We start from the raw sequence: 14244 nt of genomic DNA, 5'->3' as shown, positions 1-14244 counted from the left end.
GAGATCGCCGTCACGGCGCCCACACCGAGGACGGCAACGCCGTTCCTGATGCTCTGCCCGACAATCCCGGCGAAGTGTTTGCCGACAGCGCCTACCGAGGCAATCATCTCGGCGACGCGGTGCGCGCCAAGGGTGGAAGGCCGCGCATCGTCGCAACCGCTATGTGGGGGCGCGACGAGGCCGAGAGCTTGACGCCTGGAACCAACCGATCCACAGAATTTGTACTCGAATCGAGAAGATCTTCGGCACCTGTAGCCGGATGCGATGGCGAGGGCTGGCAAAGGCGGCCGTTCAAATTCGCCGCACTGCGATCGCCTCCAGTATGAATCACAGTTTGATGGTCGCCTCGTCCCGCCCATCGTTGAAGCCCAGCCACCGTTTTCGGGCTAGCGCGCCCGAAATTCTTTGGAGGTCAAATACGTAATGCCTACCCGGCTTTTCCCCGCCGTCTCAGATGTGCGGTTCGCCCAAAGCCCCCGACTGCCACGAACTTTGTCTTCGCGCGGAGCGAAACCTCGCGCCCACGACTTTGTGCCGCCGATGTGCCGCGCTGCCCTGTCAAACAATCCATTTTATGGATGCACCTCATCCAAACAATCGATTTCACTGATCAAAACAATTTCCATTAGAAGACGCTGAAGCAGGCAAAGATTACTTGGTCAGCGCAAAAGAGGGATGGTGGAGTTCTAGTGTGGCTTGGACCCACATGCTCGCCATTTTATCTGGGAACGGCTACGTGCCCTGCTGGCGCAGGGCAATACGATTCTAGTGGCCACCAACTTCGTGGAAGAAGCGGAGCGGCTATGCAACCGACTGTGCGTGCTTGAGAACGGATGTAGAATCCCAGAAGGGCGTCCTAACTCGCTGATTGATGAGCAAATCGGGTGCGACGTGATTGAAATCTATGTCGCTCACCCCGTGAGCTGAGTTCGGCACTCAGGCCGCATGTGCGACTTAGGCAGGTTAGCGGCGAGACTCTGTTTTGCTATGCCTCCAAGCAGGAGCAGGTGTGCTCGCTGGCTGACACTGTCAATGACGAGCTCCGCGCCACATCTGTCGAAATCCTACCATAGGGTATGAGGCGGGCCGCCGGTGTGGCGAGCCAGATTCGAAACTTCAACTACCATAGAGCAGGAAGAAAATGGGCGAGAACAGGAAAGTTGCTCTGGTTACGGGCATAACGGGACAGGATGGTGCCTATCTCACGCGTCTTCTGCTGGAAAAAGGCTACGTCGTTCATGGGATTAAGCGACGTTCCTCTTCCTTCAACACGGGTCGCATCGAAGACATCTACCAAGACCCGCACGATCCCGATCCGCGCCTAATTTTGCATTACGGTGACCTCACTGATGCGACTAATCTCATCCGAGTAGTTCAGGAATCCCAGCCAGACGAGATTTACAACTTGGCCGCTCAGAGCCATGTCCAGGTGTCGTTCGAAACGCCGGAATACACAGCAAACGCCGACGGTATCGGAACATTGCGACTTCTTGAGGCGATCCGCCTCCTCGGTCTGAAGGACAAGACCCGCTTCTATCAGGCCTCGACTTCAGAGCTCTACGGCCTCGTGCAATCCGTACCGCAGAACGAAACAACGCCCTTTTATCCGCGCAGCCCTTACGCCGCCGCCAAGCTCTACGCCTACTGGATCGTGGTCAACTATCGCGAGGCCTATGGTATCCATGCTTCCAACGGCATTCTCTTCAATCATGAAAGCCCACTGCGCGGCGAAACTTTTGTGACGCGCAAGATCACCCGCGCCGCCGCTGCTATCTACCTCGGCAAGCAGGACAAGCTTTATCTCGGCAATCTCGATGCTCAACGCGATTGGGGCCATGCGCGTGAGTACGTGCGTGGTATGTGGATGATGATGCAGCAGGATCAACCGGATGATTACGTGCTGGCGACGGGCAAGACGACCCCTGTCCGCCAATTCGTCGAATGGGTTTTCGAAGATGTCGGCGTCGAGCTCGAATGGCGTGGTGAGGGAGTCGACGAAAAGGGCTATGATGTCGAGACCGGCAGATGCCTAGTCCAGGTAGACCCACGCTACTTCCGCCCCACGGAAGTCGATCTTCTCCTGGGCGATGCCACCAAGGCGAAGGAGAAGCTCGGCTGGGTGCATGAGACATCCGTGCGCGAGCTCGCCGCGGAAATGGTGCGGGAAGACCTCAAGGTCATGCAGACATCGGTAATCATGAAGGAAGCATAATGTACGATCTGAAGGGAAAAGCCGTGTGGGTCGCGGGCCACAAGCATGGTGGGCAGCGCTGTTGTAGGCCGCCTCGCGTCTGAAGACTGCAAAGTTATGGCCGCCCTGACGTTTCCCCCAAATTTTATCCAGTCGTGAGTTCGTTTCCGGGGGTGGATTTGCCCTGATGGCCGGTGGACGCGACGGGTGCTGGCGCGGAGCGTTTCACGTTGCGCAGCGCGAGCGACCGTCGCGGGTTGAAGGTCGATGCACATTCGTTGGGTGTCTGCCATCCGATGTGCGAGTGCGGACGCGCGCCGTTGTAATCGGCGCGCCATACATTGAGCCTCGCGCGGGCCTGGGCCAGGGACGTGAACCGCGTCTCGTTGAGGAGTTCATCGCGAAGGGGGCCGTTGAAGCTCTCGCGTTAGGGTCCTAGCCAACCTCCGACTGTGAACTCGCGGAAGCGATTTACGGCAAGCGCACACAGCAGCTCGTCCACGGCGTTCGTACATGAAGTTTGGAAACTTATAATACTGGTACACACCTCCATGGGCGAACATTATCTCCAATATCTCAGCGATTGCCGGATAGCTATCTGCCTTCACCTACCTCGGCCTAGTGCAGAATCTTGGCCGAATGAACTCGGCGCTCTTGCTGCACACCAATGGTCCGTCCCGCGCGAAGTGCGATCATACCGCCGCAGCTTACCTTCAAATCCGGCACTGGCGAGGATCTAGATCCAAGCCGACGGCGCCGGGCATCAAATAAAAAGCCGCCGACCGAAGCCAGCGGGCTTGATTGGGATGGCCCGCGCGGACGGTCAAGACTGCGCCGGCCGACCATGGCGGAGGGACCACCTTGGTCAACGGCACGGCCCGATGACGGCGTGCCGATGTACCACAACATGCGGCGAGATAGAGCCTTCCGGCGTCGCGGAAAAAAAGCCCGCCGGTTTTGAGCCAGCGGGCAAGTTCTGGAGTGGCTGAGATCAACCCAGCATCAGTCAACGACCGGCGGAAGGGTTGGTTGCAGTGGATGCCAGCTAGCCGCAGCATGCTGTGAATCGTAGCAAAGTGAAAAACAAAACTCTGGACTTCTAGGTCGGACTCGCCCCAATATTTGTTTGGGGGATTCACATGAAAATTGGAGCACTCATCGCAAGTGCAGCCCTGTGCGTCAGCGGCTGCTCTACGAGCGCTGTCGTGTCGGACAGCGATCTCACGGCAATGAATACCGTTGCGCTATGTCACGTTCTCGCCAGCAGCACGGACGAACAGTATCGTAGCAGGGTAGCGGCCCTTCTAGTGCGCAGGGGCGCAACAGCAGAGAAGTGCACCAGGCTTGTGCAAACCGACAATGCTGTCGCGACAGGCATAGCGATCGCGGCTGTCGGCGGCGCAGCTGTGGGTGTCGCTGCCAACAACGGCTATGGAGGCGGAACATATTACCGGCCACCGCCACCACAAACCTATGGCGTCGCGTGGGACCAATTCTATGGCCAGAACTACAGCGTTATCTGGCGCTGCCGCGACCGGTCCACCGGGCGGTTCCTTGACGATTACTATTGCGCCGGCCTGCCCATGGTCGACAGCGCATGGCCGGGCTGGTCGGCGTAGCGGATGAGCAGGCCATACCGCAAATATCGATCCAATCGGTGGCAGAGACCCACCGGTGCCAAGCTGTGGCGGCGCCAACTTGCGAGCGTGCCGGCAATGCTCGGTCTTACGGCAGCGGCGGCGGTGGCCGCCTTCCTGGCGCCGTCGGGCGCGCAACGTAGCGACGATGCATCAAAGGCCAGCCCACGAAGGGCGGCGCCCGCCTCGCTTACCGGTGTCGCTTCCGTCATTGACGGCGATACGATCGAAATCCACGGCCAGCGCGTCCGCTTCAACGGCATCGACGCGCCAGAGAGCCGGCAGCTGTGCCGCGATGCGAATGGCGCCGAGTATCCTTGCGGCCGGCGATCGGCCGAAGCGCTGGACACTTTCCTGGCCGCGTCGAGGCCGCTCGAATGCACATTCGCGACGTGGGACCGCTACCACCGCTTTGTCGGCGATTGTCGGCGCGCCGACGGCGCGGGCGTGGCCGCCTGGATGGTCAAGCACGGCCAGGCGCTGGATTGGCCTCACTACAGCCAGGGCGCCTATGGGGGGCAGCAGGCGCAAGCCCAAGCCTCAAAGATCGGCCTGTGGGCCGGGACGTTTCAGGCACCCTGGGAATGGCGCGCTGCGCACGCCGACGGCGCGGCGCCGTCGAGTCGCCCGCTGGGCATCATCAGCCGTAAGCTGGTCGCGCAGAGCGGCTATTCTTGCGAGCCGCGGAGAACGTGCAAGCAGATCGGTTCCTGCGACGAAGCCAACTGGTACCTGCAAAACTGCTCATGGGGCGGAAAACTCGATCGCGACAAGGATGGGATCCCATGCGAAACACTCTGCTAGCTGAAATGTAACGGAGTAAGCGCGCTACGGCCTGTTCGGCTTTCCGCTTACACCGATCCAACGAAGACCATGCATGGGCGACGCGGTCTGCTAACCCCATTTTTTGACGAGGTATTCTATATCTGAAGGGCAGAAAAAGTTATTGCGACAATAGAGAGAAGACGCCTTAACTAAGACTTTCAAAACCGTTAAGTGTATGCTGGCAGGCGATCAAGGCGTGATGTGGCCCTGTCGGGGGGGGCGAGTAAAATGCAGACTGTGATGAGTCAAAAGCTGGCAAGCTATGGCCAGTGGACCTACCGTGGTGCCTGGGCCTAGAGATTGCGGCCGCAGCGATTGGTCTTACGACAGGTGTAGCATTAGGCGTACAAGCGTTTTCTGCAAGCGAGTCTGTCACTGCAATGGATTTGACGCTCGCCAGTGCACCCTTTCTCATGGTGGCAATCGCGGAGCTCACCAAGATACCGATAGCTACCCACCGCCAAGACCTTGGATCGGACCTAAGTGTTCGTCCGTTGTCGGAATCCAGCTAATTTGGCCCTGTCTTCCTGAAGATTTTACCAAAAGCGCCTTCAGGGAGGAGGTGCCCATCTTGCGGATGAGAAATCAGTGGCCTGTCAATGTAATGTATTTCGCGGGTGGCGCAGCCGGTTGTCGGAGCACCTTTTGCTGCGCAATTCAAATAGGATTGAAACCACCTGTTTTTCCTATGGGAAACACTCCAGAAATATCGGCTTGAAATTGCAATTGCCGCGAGAGATCGCCAAGCTGATGACAAGGTCGATTCGACTTGGGTGGCAGGTAGCGATTGTCTGGGATAGAGAGTTTTTCTGCAGCAGACTCCTTGGTGGGATATGTCTACCAATGTGAGTATGCGCTATTTCGAGCCCTGGATACGGATGATCCCGCGGAAGGCTTCATGGTGGAAACCTTCGACGACGTGGTCGTCGGAGGGAAGGACGAGGCGTTTGAGCTTTTGCAGCTGAAACACCACGACCCCGCCAAGGCAAAGGCCTTCACCGACAAAAGTGCGGATTTGTGGAAAACGATCCGCATCTGGTCCTCTCTCGTCAGGGACGACGCTGTCGATCCAAGCAAAACCGCGTTCTTTTTGCTCACCACTGCCCAGCCCTCGTCCTCTGCGATGCTTGTGGATTATCTAGCGCCCAAGGGAATCACGGGAGGAACGAGGCACGTAAAGGCTGCTAAAGGCCTTCTCATGCAGATCGCGAAGGAGATAGAGGCCGGAACGACGGGTAGCATGAAGAAGAACGTCGAGCCTTTCTTGGCATTACCAGAAGCCGCCCGCGACGTGCTGATTGGAAACATGACCATAGTGCCGGGAGTGGCGGTTATCGAGAGCCTTCGCCAGAAGATCGTCAAGCGATTAAGCCTGACGGGTGCTACGACCGGAAATCTGGAGCGCTTGGCGCAGTCGCTGGTTGGCTGGTGGTACTGGGTTTTGATCGAGCGCCTCAGAACTAAAGAGAAAGTGCCGATCAGTAAAGAGCTGCTCCAAGAGAAAATTACGGATTTGGTTTCCCAGTATGTCGTGTCGAGCTTGCCTATATTCGAAGACATCACGGACCCGAACGCCGACCAAAAGGCTCGCCTGTTGCAGAGGCTGTTCGTTCGGCAATTGATGGCTATCGGGCACGCTCCGGACAAGACGGCGGTCGCCGGGGCGCTACTTGATGTCTACAAGGCTGATGGGCACATAAAGCGCTGGATTGAGAGCCTGCGGCTGCAGCCAAAGGAATTACAAGAGTTCAAGGATCAGCTTTACGGTCACTGGGCAGCGAAATTCGGTGCGATCGAACCTGACGCAGACGCTTGCCTTGGCCGGGACGGCGTAGAATTTGAGCTAGAAAAGCTCGGCCGAACCGCTCTAAGCGGCTCACTCTCGGGAAGTCAGGCAAAGCTCAAGGACGTCGAGCTCGATTATCTACGGCGCGGCGTCTTACACCTCATGGCGAACGAACCAGTGATCGGTTGGCACCCTCACTGGACCGCGAAATTCAAGCCGGACGAATAATATGGCGTTTGCTCCCTGGAACGATCGGCAGACAGATTTCGCCAACTATTTTAATCCGGGCTATCTCGGCGTCCTCGTGTATAGCATGGCCAAAGGCTATAGCGTTACTAATGGGGGCATGTCGCTGGCCCTTGCGTTTCCCGGCATCGCCATAGCCTTGCATCCCGATATCCGGAATGCCCTTCCCCGCACTATCGCTACCCGATTTTCGAAGTGGCTGAGGGATCACCCAGAACTTCGAACCGACCTGATCTCATCTACGCAGTCCCTTGTTCCGCAGGTCAAGGAGGCCGTTTTGACGTCGCTCCGCTCGAACTGGGTCTCGACTGAGAACGGCCGCCTGATTGCGGCCACCAAGGGGCCTCCGATCTTGAAGTCGGACAAAACCCTTGATGACGACCAGAAGGCGGCCGCATTTGTCGGGAAGTGGTTCGCGAAGGTAGGAGACGACAGAGAAATCTACCAACAGGTAGGAGTAAAACCATAATGCAAATCCAGAGCGTGGTCCTTTACTCCCTTGACGGCAGGATCAACGAAATCTCGTTCGACCTAGGTCGCGTGAACATCCTCACTGGCCCAAGCGGTCGGGGAAAGTCTGCAATGCTAAGCGTCGTCGATTACTGTCTTGGAGCATCGCGTTTCGAGATCCCGGCAGGTGTGATCTCGAATGCCGTGTCATGGTTCGCCTTGAAACTGGATTTTGGTGCGGAAAGGTTATTCGTGGCCCGCCGTAGCGTCCCCGTAGGGAGGACGGCGAGCAATGAGTTCTTCGTGCGGCCAAACCCGGACCACGAAACGCCGCCTATGAGTGATTTGAAGCCGAATGCTCGTCGGGATGATCTTGTAGAAAAGATCGGATCGCTTCTAGGCGTGGGAGTCACACTTCTTCCTCGGGCCGACGGCACGGCTGACCGACAAAAGCTTACCTTCCGGTCAGGTCTTATCTACAGCTTCCAAAAGCAGAATGAGATCGCCAACCCGGACCTGTATTTCCATCGTCAAAGCGAACTCGCTCAGACGATAAGAGATACGTTGCCATACTACCTCGGGGCAATCTCCCCTGCCATCATCGAAAAGCAAGCCGAACTCCGCAATAAGCGGAAGAGACTGCGAGAGGTCGAGCGTGCGCTTGAACGCGGCGTATCGATCGCCGCCAATCGTGACACGGAACTCGTATCAATTGTGGCGGAAAGCACCCGGCTGGGTTTGATTGCGACATCCGACATCCCAGCTAGGAGGTCGACGGCACAGATACTCGAGAGAGTTTCTTCGGCCCTCCAAACCACTCTTTTCGCCGGTAGCCAATTAGCGGACGGTCAGGACGTTGACGTCCTCAAGCAGATGAATACTGAGCTACTGAATAAAACTCGTGAAAGGTCAGATCTCAAAAAAGAGATTGACGCTCTGGAGCGTTTTGAGAACGACCAAAACGTCGTCGATAGCGCGCTCAACGAGCAGCGGCGACGTTTGACGGCGTTGCATCTCCTCGCAGATGACCACGATTCCAAGCAATGCCCGGTTTGTGAAAGCTGGCTAGAGGGTGTCACGCCGGCTGTAGCGGATATGAAGCAATCTTTGGAAACGCTTGCCGTCGAACTTGCGATGGTGAATTCGGACAAGATCGATGTCCGGGAACAACTCTCAAAGCACCGTGCCGCCGTTACCAATCTCACGTCGGAAATCGCTTCGCTTAGGCGCGAGGTTCAACGCTTGAAGGTCGAGGAAGACTCCATCAAGTCGCTATTGGAGCAGAAACACGAGGTTGCCCGGCTTTCTGGCATGATCGACATGTTCCGCAGGCTCATATCGGTCGACGACGACGAGACACGTGTCGCGATGGAACTTGAGAGGGCCTCCTTGGTCACGGACATCGAAGAACTCGAATCAGAGACTAACCTGTCAGACGTACGTGCGAAGACCGCGACCTTCCTCGGCGGTATCGGGCAGCAGATCACCCGCTGGGCTCGCGAGCAACGTCTCGAATACGCGAACGGTTTTCTGACATTTGATCTCCGCGGGCCGAGGCTTGTCAGCGAGACTGCAGACGAGACGATTCCGTTTTCGCGCTTTGGCAGCGGACGGAACTGGGTCTGGTATCACTTGCTCGGCCATCTGGCTCTCCACGAATGGTTTGCCTCGAACAAGCGGCCCGTACCTAACTTTTTGATCCTCGATCAGCCGTCACAGGTCTATTTCCCTTCAGCTAACGGGGAGACAGAGGACAATGACTGGATGGAGGTCCGCAAAATCTACGAGTGGCTTTTCGACGTCGTCGAAAAACTTGATGGCCAGATGCAGATTATCGTCACCGACCACGCGAAATTCGAGAACGACTCGCGTTTCACAGACCACCTCAAGCACGACTGGTGGGAGGGAGGATCCCTGGTGCCCCAAGATTGGTTGAAGCAAAACCTGCAGTCCTGATGAACCCCCGACGTCATGGTCGCCACGTAAGTCGATGACAGTCATAGTGGTGGGCCTGCCTGCCATCAACTTTGTTTGGCGCGACATCGCTCTGCCACGAGAAGAATATTCCGATCATCGTCTCACCAATATCGCCTTCAACAACCAGCGAAATGCCGTATCAACCGGCCGGGAGGCATTTTGTCGATTGTGAGGTTTTCCCTGCCACCCTGTCGTCACGAGATCATGCTTTTTTTCGCCGCATTCTGCCGGATGCGATGCCAATAAATTTTGGACCGCTGCACCTCTAAACAAGTATCCCCCGGCACATGGCGGTTCGATATGATGAACATAGACACCGCACGGGGATCGATGAGTTTGAAACAACCGCGACGTCTTGACCTTTGTCGATCAGACATCTTCGCGGTCCGGCTGCGATTGTCGCGGTCAATAGTCCATCCGGGCAACAGAGCGGATCCGGCTGCGGCTCTTCGGCATATGATCGTCGAAGCTTTCCAGACGCTGTTGCTTCTGAAACGCTTTTCCAAGAGCGGCGATCGCCTCCGCTCGTTCTCGCAAGATCTGCCGTTCGCTTACCGAGAGATCCTTGTAGGATGACGGTTCGTAGCTGGTTGCGATCTCTGCGTATCCAAGCGAGCCCGGTTCGGGTTCTTCTGCGTAGGCATCGGCGAATTGGCGCAGCATCTCGTCGAGCGCGCGGACTTCGACTAGATACCGACGCCACTTGTGCTCGTTGAGTTCGAAATCGTTTGTGATGAGGTCGCCGGCACGTTCGCCGAAGCCGGTGAGCTGGTCTATGCGGGCGGGTGGCATATCCAGGTTGAGGCCGCCCTCCTCCGGTTTGAGGTCGACCGTCACGATCCGTTCGCGATAGCCGGCGAGGATCGACTGGAGGGAATCCTGCCAGTCCTTGGCGCTGTCAAACAGGGCGAACACGAAGGCGACCAGGCCGGAAAAGCCTTGCGTTGGCAGGAGTTGCCCCTGTCCCGCCTTTGTCGGAAGAAATACGCGGGTTTCCCCGGTGCTTTCCGGCTTCTCCCGCCGGCGGTCATATTCGCCGAGAGAGATGCCAAAGGTCGGGCGCGACGGCAGGAAGCGGTCGAAGAAATGTACCGGAAAATTTGACGACAGCCCTCCGTCGGAGAACATGCAGCGCACCAACCTGTCCTGTTCGGGGACGCCGACCAGCGTATAGTCGATCCTGTAGAGCGGCACCGCCGAGATCAGTGCCGGGAAGCTGAGGCTCATACGGGCGAGGACCACTAGCGGAAGATTGTCGATCTTGAACGGATAGAGGTCGCTTGACCCCTCCTTTGGCGTCGTCAGCATCGCGTCGACGACGCGAGCAGGAAAAAGCGAACGGAACTCCCGCTCGGAAAAGAGATGAAGGTTATTCTCCATCGGCAGCACGTAGGGGCGATGCGAGGTGATATCGGTGGTTACCGTTTGCACCTTGATCTGGCGGGATTGAAGATCCTTGACCCCAAGCGGTGCCCCGGTGGCCGAACGCCCGGCGACGAGATCTATCGTGTCGGCTAGCCACTCCGTCAGGGCGGGATGGCCGGCCGTCATATAGGGTTGGGTCATTCCGTTGCAGAGGCCGTAATCGGCTTGCGGGAGCCTGCGGGCGACATCGCGGGCGGCGACCAAAGCCGCTGTGGCGGCCGGCAGAAGAAGGAGCAGAAACAGGAACAGCAAGACAACGAGCAGCGCCGCTGGCAGGGAATGCCAGGTGAACGGGATCATGATGGCGATTATGATCGCAGGGATGGCACCAAAAAGGGCTGGCACCGGGTAGCCCTTCAAAAGCGCGAAGACCGTGCCCGCGATACTTTTCGACATCGCCGCCAGCACTAGATTGAAGACCGGGCGAAGCTCCTGGCGAGGCTGGAATTTCTCCAGGAGCGTCGCTGACAGCTGCTTTGGGAGCGCCTCGATCTTTTCAAATCCGCCTTCGGCGCGACCGAATTCGGCGGCGGCAGTGACCACCGCGGCAATCGCGCCGGCCGACGTACCGCCGATATTGCGGAAGCGGTACTTGCGCGAAAGTTTCACGACGGCCTTCGGGTAGACAACCCCACTTGTGATCCCGCCCTTCATGACGAGGTCGCAGCTCAGTTCAGGCGCGCTCATGTCCCATCTACCTCAATTGATTTTAAGCGTGTCCGACCAGGCCTTCACGAGGCTCGAATAGGGTTGGCCCGGCTCCGCCATCGTGCGGATTTCGTCGAGGATTTGGTTGACCAGCAGGTCGAGCCGCGCGCCCATGGTCTTGGTCTGCTGATCAAGGCTGGCAAGCAGCGTCTCCGAAATCTTGCCGATCTCGTCGATCAACCGGCTCAGGAAATCTAGCTTGCGCAGGACCCGTGTTCTCTCCTGAACCAATCCGAGCCGGTTCAGGCCGTAGACATGGATCGATGTCAGGCCACGCCTGGAAGGGACGTTGTCCTTGAAGGTCGGAAGGACGAGGCCGAGAGGGTCGCCACGGTCAATGTGAAACACCAAGTGCTCTTCCGGAACGTCAACGCAGGGGTTGATCAGGTCGGGCTGCTCGTCGATACCGGGAAAGTCCGCCGTCGCCCTGGCTGCACCGGCGATCGGAAACAAATCCTGCTTGCCAAGCGATGCCTTGACACCTTGCATTTCAGGAGCCGCCAGCAGTTGCGCGAGACTCTCGGGGAATCTCGGCAAGTCCTGCCAGCGCCGCCGATTGCAATCGATGCAACTTGGCAGCAGGTTGTCCCACACCATGGCAAGCCACCAGTAGCCGGGATGATTGGCAACTCGGGCGATGCGTCCCTTTGGCCGGTAATGTTCGACATCGACCGGCGCTTGGTTGGCATACCGGCTTTCGCAATAAGCGCATTTGCCGAAGAACAGCTTGTCGAGCGCGTATTTGACTGCTTCGTCGGAATAGGCGCTGAAACTAAACGTCTTGTCCTTCTTTTTCCTGGTTTTCGCACCTGGAGCCGCAGCGCCGGCGGCCGCTGTCACAGCTTGTGCCTTTGCCTGCGCCGCGAAGAAGATCTTCGCCTTTGCCAGTTCCTTGCCGCCGCGGCTTTTCTCACCGACAAGAACAGCCGGCGCCGAAACCAGGGTCCGATCGACGCGCCGCATCAGATGCCCTCCAGGACGGCCAGGATCCGCCTCTTCGTTTCATCGCGCAGGACCTCGCGTGGCCGGCCGGCAAGGTTGCGCCGCTTGACGAGGTAGTCGGCAACGGCCTCCTGCACGAGGCGGGCAGCCTCGCTCATGCCGACCGGAAGGGCATCCACTACCTGCCTGCGGATCGCGTCCATCGCAGTTCTGACGTCCTGGTCCGGCGCACTCCCGTCCTTTCTTGCGAGATAGTCGCCAAGCCTTGCGAGGCTTGCCTCGATCTCGGGGTCGTCGGTGGAAAACAGGCTGAACAGGTCCGAGGTCAGGAGCTGCTCGATGGTCAGCGCCGACACCTTCGGCAACTGGGTGAGGCTGTCGACCATGAGCGGGATCTGGCCGCTGCCTAGCTGCCTGGCGACCTTGCTCAACACCACCACTTCACCGTCGCGCATTCCCCTGAGGCACAACGGATCATGCGTCGTGACGATGAAGGTCATCGACGGCAATGCAGTGCGCAGGCCCTTCATGATGTGGATCTTCCAGCGCGGATGGAGATGGGCCTCGACCTCGTCGATCAGCACGATCCCTTCCGCCGAGGTCAGCGTTGTGAAGTTCGGATTGATGTCGCGATCCATGAGCCATCGCAGGATGTCGCAGGACAATGCGAGAATGGTACGGAAGCCCGACGAGACGTTTGAGAGCGGGGTCCTGCTCTTCTTGCCGGACGCATCAATCTGCATCTCAACGAAGCATCGCCTCTTGGCCTCGTCTCGATGGATGACTTCGATCTCTTCGGCCGCCCCGAAGATCACTCCCAAGGCCTGGACGACGGCCCGGTACTCGGTCGGCGGCAACCCGAGAAGCCAGTGCTCCGGATTGCTGAGCAGGCTGTCGGTATGGAACAGGCTGAGCACCGGTCGTGACGGTTTCCAGTCATGCAGGTCGCGCACATAATGACGGTAGGCGCCGTAGCCGAAGACCAAGGGCAATCGGTTCTCGCCGATTTGAGAATAGCCCTTGACACCGACCGTGAGTGTCGAGACCTGTCCATTGTCGAACTGAAGGCGAACCTTGGCCGATCGCCTTTGCGGCAGGTCCTCGGCACCCATGAAGCTGGGGTTGAGCCTTAGGCTACCCGGTTCTTCCACCAGGTCGGGGCGCGCGTCGGTGCCGATGAGGGCAAGCGCGATCGCCTCTAGGATGGAGCTCTTGCCAGCAGCGTTTTCGCCAAGGATCAACAATGCCTGCGCCATGCGTTCGGTCGAGTCTGGTGCAGCAGGCAGTTTGATCGACAGCGTCTCAATGGCCTTGAAGTTCGTCAGCCGGATTTCCTTGAGGCGGGGGGGTGCTCCCGCTATGTCGTCTTCCTCGACGATATTCGCAGAAGCGGCAATCCGCACAATTTCCGCGTCGCTGGCATCGACCTGGCGCCTGAGTATCCGCCAGAGGCCTACGAATTCATTGGTGTCGTTCGGCCCATCGCCTTCAAGTTTTGCATAATCGTCGAAGGCCTGCTTTCGTCTGGTTCTCAATCGCGTCCGATTGAGCCGGAAATGCTTGATGGTTTCCTCGCCCTGTGGACTTGCAGCTTCCATCGATCCGTCTTTCCGCGGGACGAGATGGCGGGCAATGTCGTCGGCACAGGGATCGACCAGGAGCGGTGCCTCGTTGAGGACCATGTCCGGCCACGTCCCGTCGCCTTTCTCGACAAACCGGGCATATTCTTCCGGCGTCGGGATAGGCGTCCTCTGTCCGTCGACCGGGAAGTAATTGGTTCGTTTCGGCCTGCAGTCCCCGCAGCTCGGATAGAGATTGATCCAGGCATCCGACAGCCAGCCGTAGTAGAGATGGGCATCGCGTGCCCGCCCGTCCTCCTCGCTGCCGATCGTTGGCTCGGCATCGTTCATCGGCCTGAAGCGGTGCAGGAACATGCTTTTCGAAGCCTGTTCGCAGAACGCGCACTTTCCCAGGAACATGTGCGAGAGATCGCGCATGATCTCCCGTGACTCGAGCTGCATGATCGGAACGCGGGTCTGTTCGCGTTTCATCGGATC

9 protein-coding genes and 2 pseudogenes are annotated in these 14244 nt (G+C 58.2%); 7 read left to right on the top strand and 4 right to left on the bottom strand.

Annotated elements, in window-relative coordinates; translation table 11 throughout:
* Positions 1-693 precede the first annotated feature (693 nt).
* A pseudogene (locus NKI54_RS03575) lies at positions 694-1010 on the top strand (nodulation factor ABC transporter ATP-binding protein NodI); the annotation flags it as partial.
* Positions 1011-1141: 131 nt separating this feature from the next.
* Positions 1142-2212, top strand: a complete 1071-nt coding sequence (gmd, locus tag NKI54_RS03570) for a GDP-mannose 4,6-dehydratase (protein WP_023718702.1) — start codon at positions 1142-1144, stop codon at positions 2210-2212.
* Positions 2213-2336: 124 nt separating this feature from the next.
* On the opposite strand, the pseudogene NKI54_RS03565 reads toward gmd, so the two are convergent.
* A pseudogene (locus NKI54_RS03565) lies at positions 2337-2615 on the bottom strand (integrase core domain-containing protein); the annotation flags it as partial.
* A 922-nt stretch (positions 2616-3537) separates the two neighbouring features.
* On the opposite strand from NKI54_RS03565, the gene NKI54_RS03560 reads away from it, so the two are divergent.
* From NKI54_RS03560 to NKI54_RS03540, 5 genes are all read left to right on the top strand, one after another.
* Positions 3538-3810 (top strand): hypothetical protein, encoded by a 273-nt coding sequence (locus NKI54_RS03560; RefSeq protein ID WP_023680062.1) that lies wholly within the window; start codon positions 3538-3540, stop codon positions 3808-3810.
* Between the two features lie 123 nt (positions 3811-3933).
* A complete protein-coding gene (locus tag NKI54_RS03555) occupies positions 3934-4632 on the top strand; it encodes a thermonuclease family protein (protein ID WP_352449731.1) in 699 nt (232 codons plus the stop codon).
* Between the two features lie 919 nt (positions 4633-5551).
* Positions 5552-6667, top strand: coding sequence for an ABC-three component system protein (locus tag NKI54_RS03550; RefSeq protein WP_352690735.1), 1116 nt, complete (start codon positions 5552-5554; stop codon positions 6665-6667).
* A 1-nt stretch (position 6668) separates the two neighbouring features.
* Positions 6669-7154, top strand: coding sequence for a three component ABC system middle component (locus NKI54_RS03545; protein WP_352449733.1), 486 nt, complete (start codon positions 6669-6671; stop codon positions 7152-7154).
* On the top strand, positions 7154-9091 hold the full coding sequence (locus NKI54_RS03540; RefSeq protein ID WP_352541483.1) for a DUF3732 domain-containing protein: 1938 nt from the start codon (positions 7154-7156) through the stop codon (positions 9089-9091). The genes NKI54_RS03545 and NKI54_RS03540 overlap by 1 nt, the downstream gene beginning before the upstream one ends.
* 426 nt (positions 9092-9517) lie before the next feature.
* Here NKI54_RS03540 and NKI54_RS03535 read toward each other — a convergent pair whose 3' ends face one another.
* Genes NKI54_RS03535 through NKI54_RS03525 form a run of 3 tightly spaced genes read right to left on the bottom strand, consistent with a single transcriptional unit; the run spans position 9518 to position 14238 of the window.
* Complete coding sequence (locus tag NKI54_RS03535) at positions 9518-11224, bottom strand: patatin-like phospholipase domain-containing protein (protein WP_352690733.1); 1707 nt, start codon at positions 11222-11224, stop codon at positions 9518-9520.
* A 12-nt stretch (positions 11225-11236) separates the two neighbouring features.
* On the bottom strand, positions 11237-12208 hold the full coding sequence (locus NKI54_RS03530; protein WP_352449736.1) for an HNH endonuclease family protein: 972 nt from the start codon (positions 12206-12208) through the stop codon (positions 11237-11239).
* Positions 12208-14238: an AAA family ATPase gene (locus tag NKI54_RS03525; RefSeq protein ID WP_352690732.1), complete on the bottom strand. Its 2031-nt coding sequence runs from the start codon at positions 14236-14238 to the stop codon at positions 12208-12210. Before NKI54_RS03525 ends, NKI54_RS03530 begins: the two co-directional genes overlap by 1 nt.
* Positions 14239-14244 lie beyond the last annotated feature (6 nt).

This window comes from Mesorhizobium sp. M0663 (genome assembly GCF_040320585.1).
Lineage (GTDB): Bacteria > Pseudomonadota > Alphaproteobacteria > Rhizobiales > Rhizobiaceae > Mesorhizobium.
The sequence above is the reverse complement of the archived record's forward strand: the minus strand, read 5'-3'. Positions and strand labels throughout refer to the sequence as shown.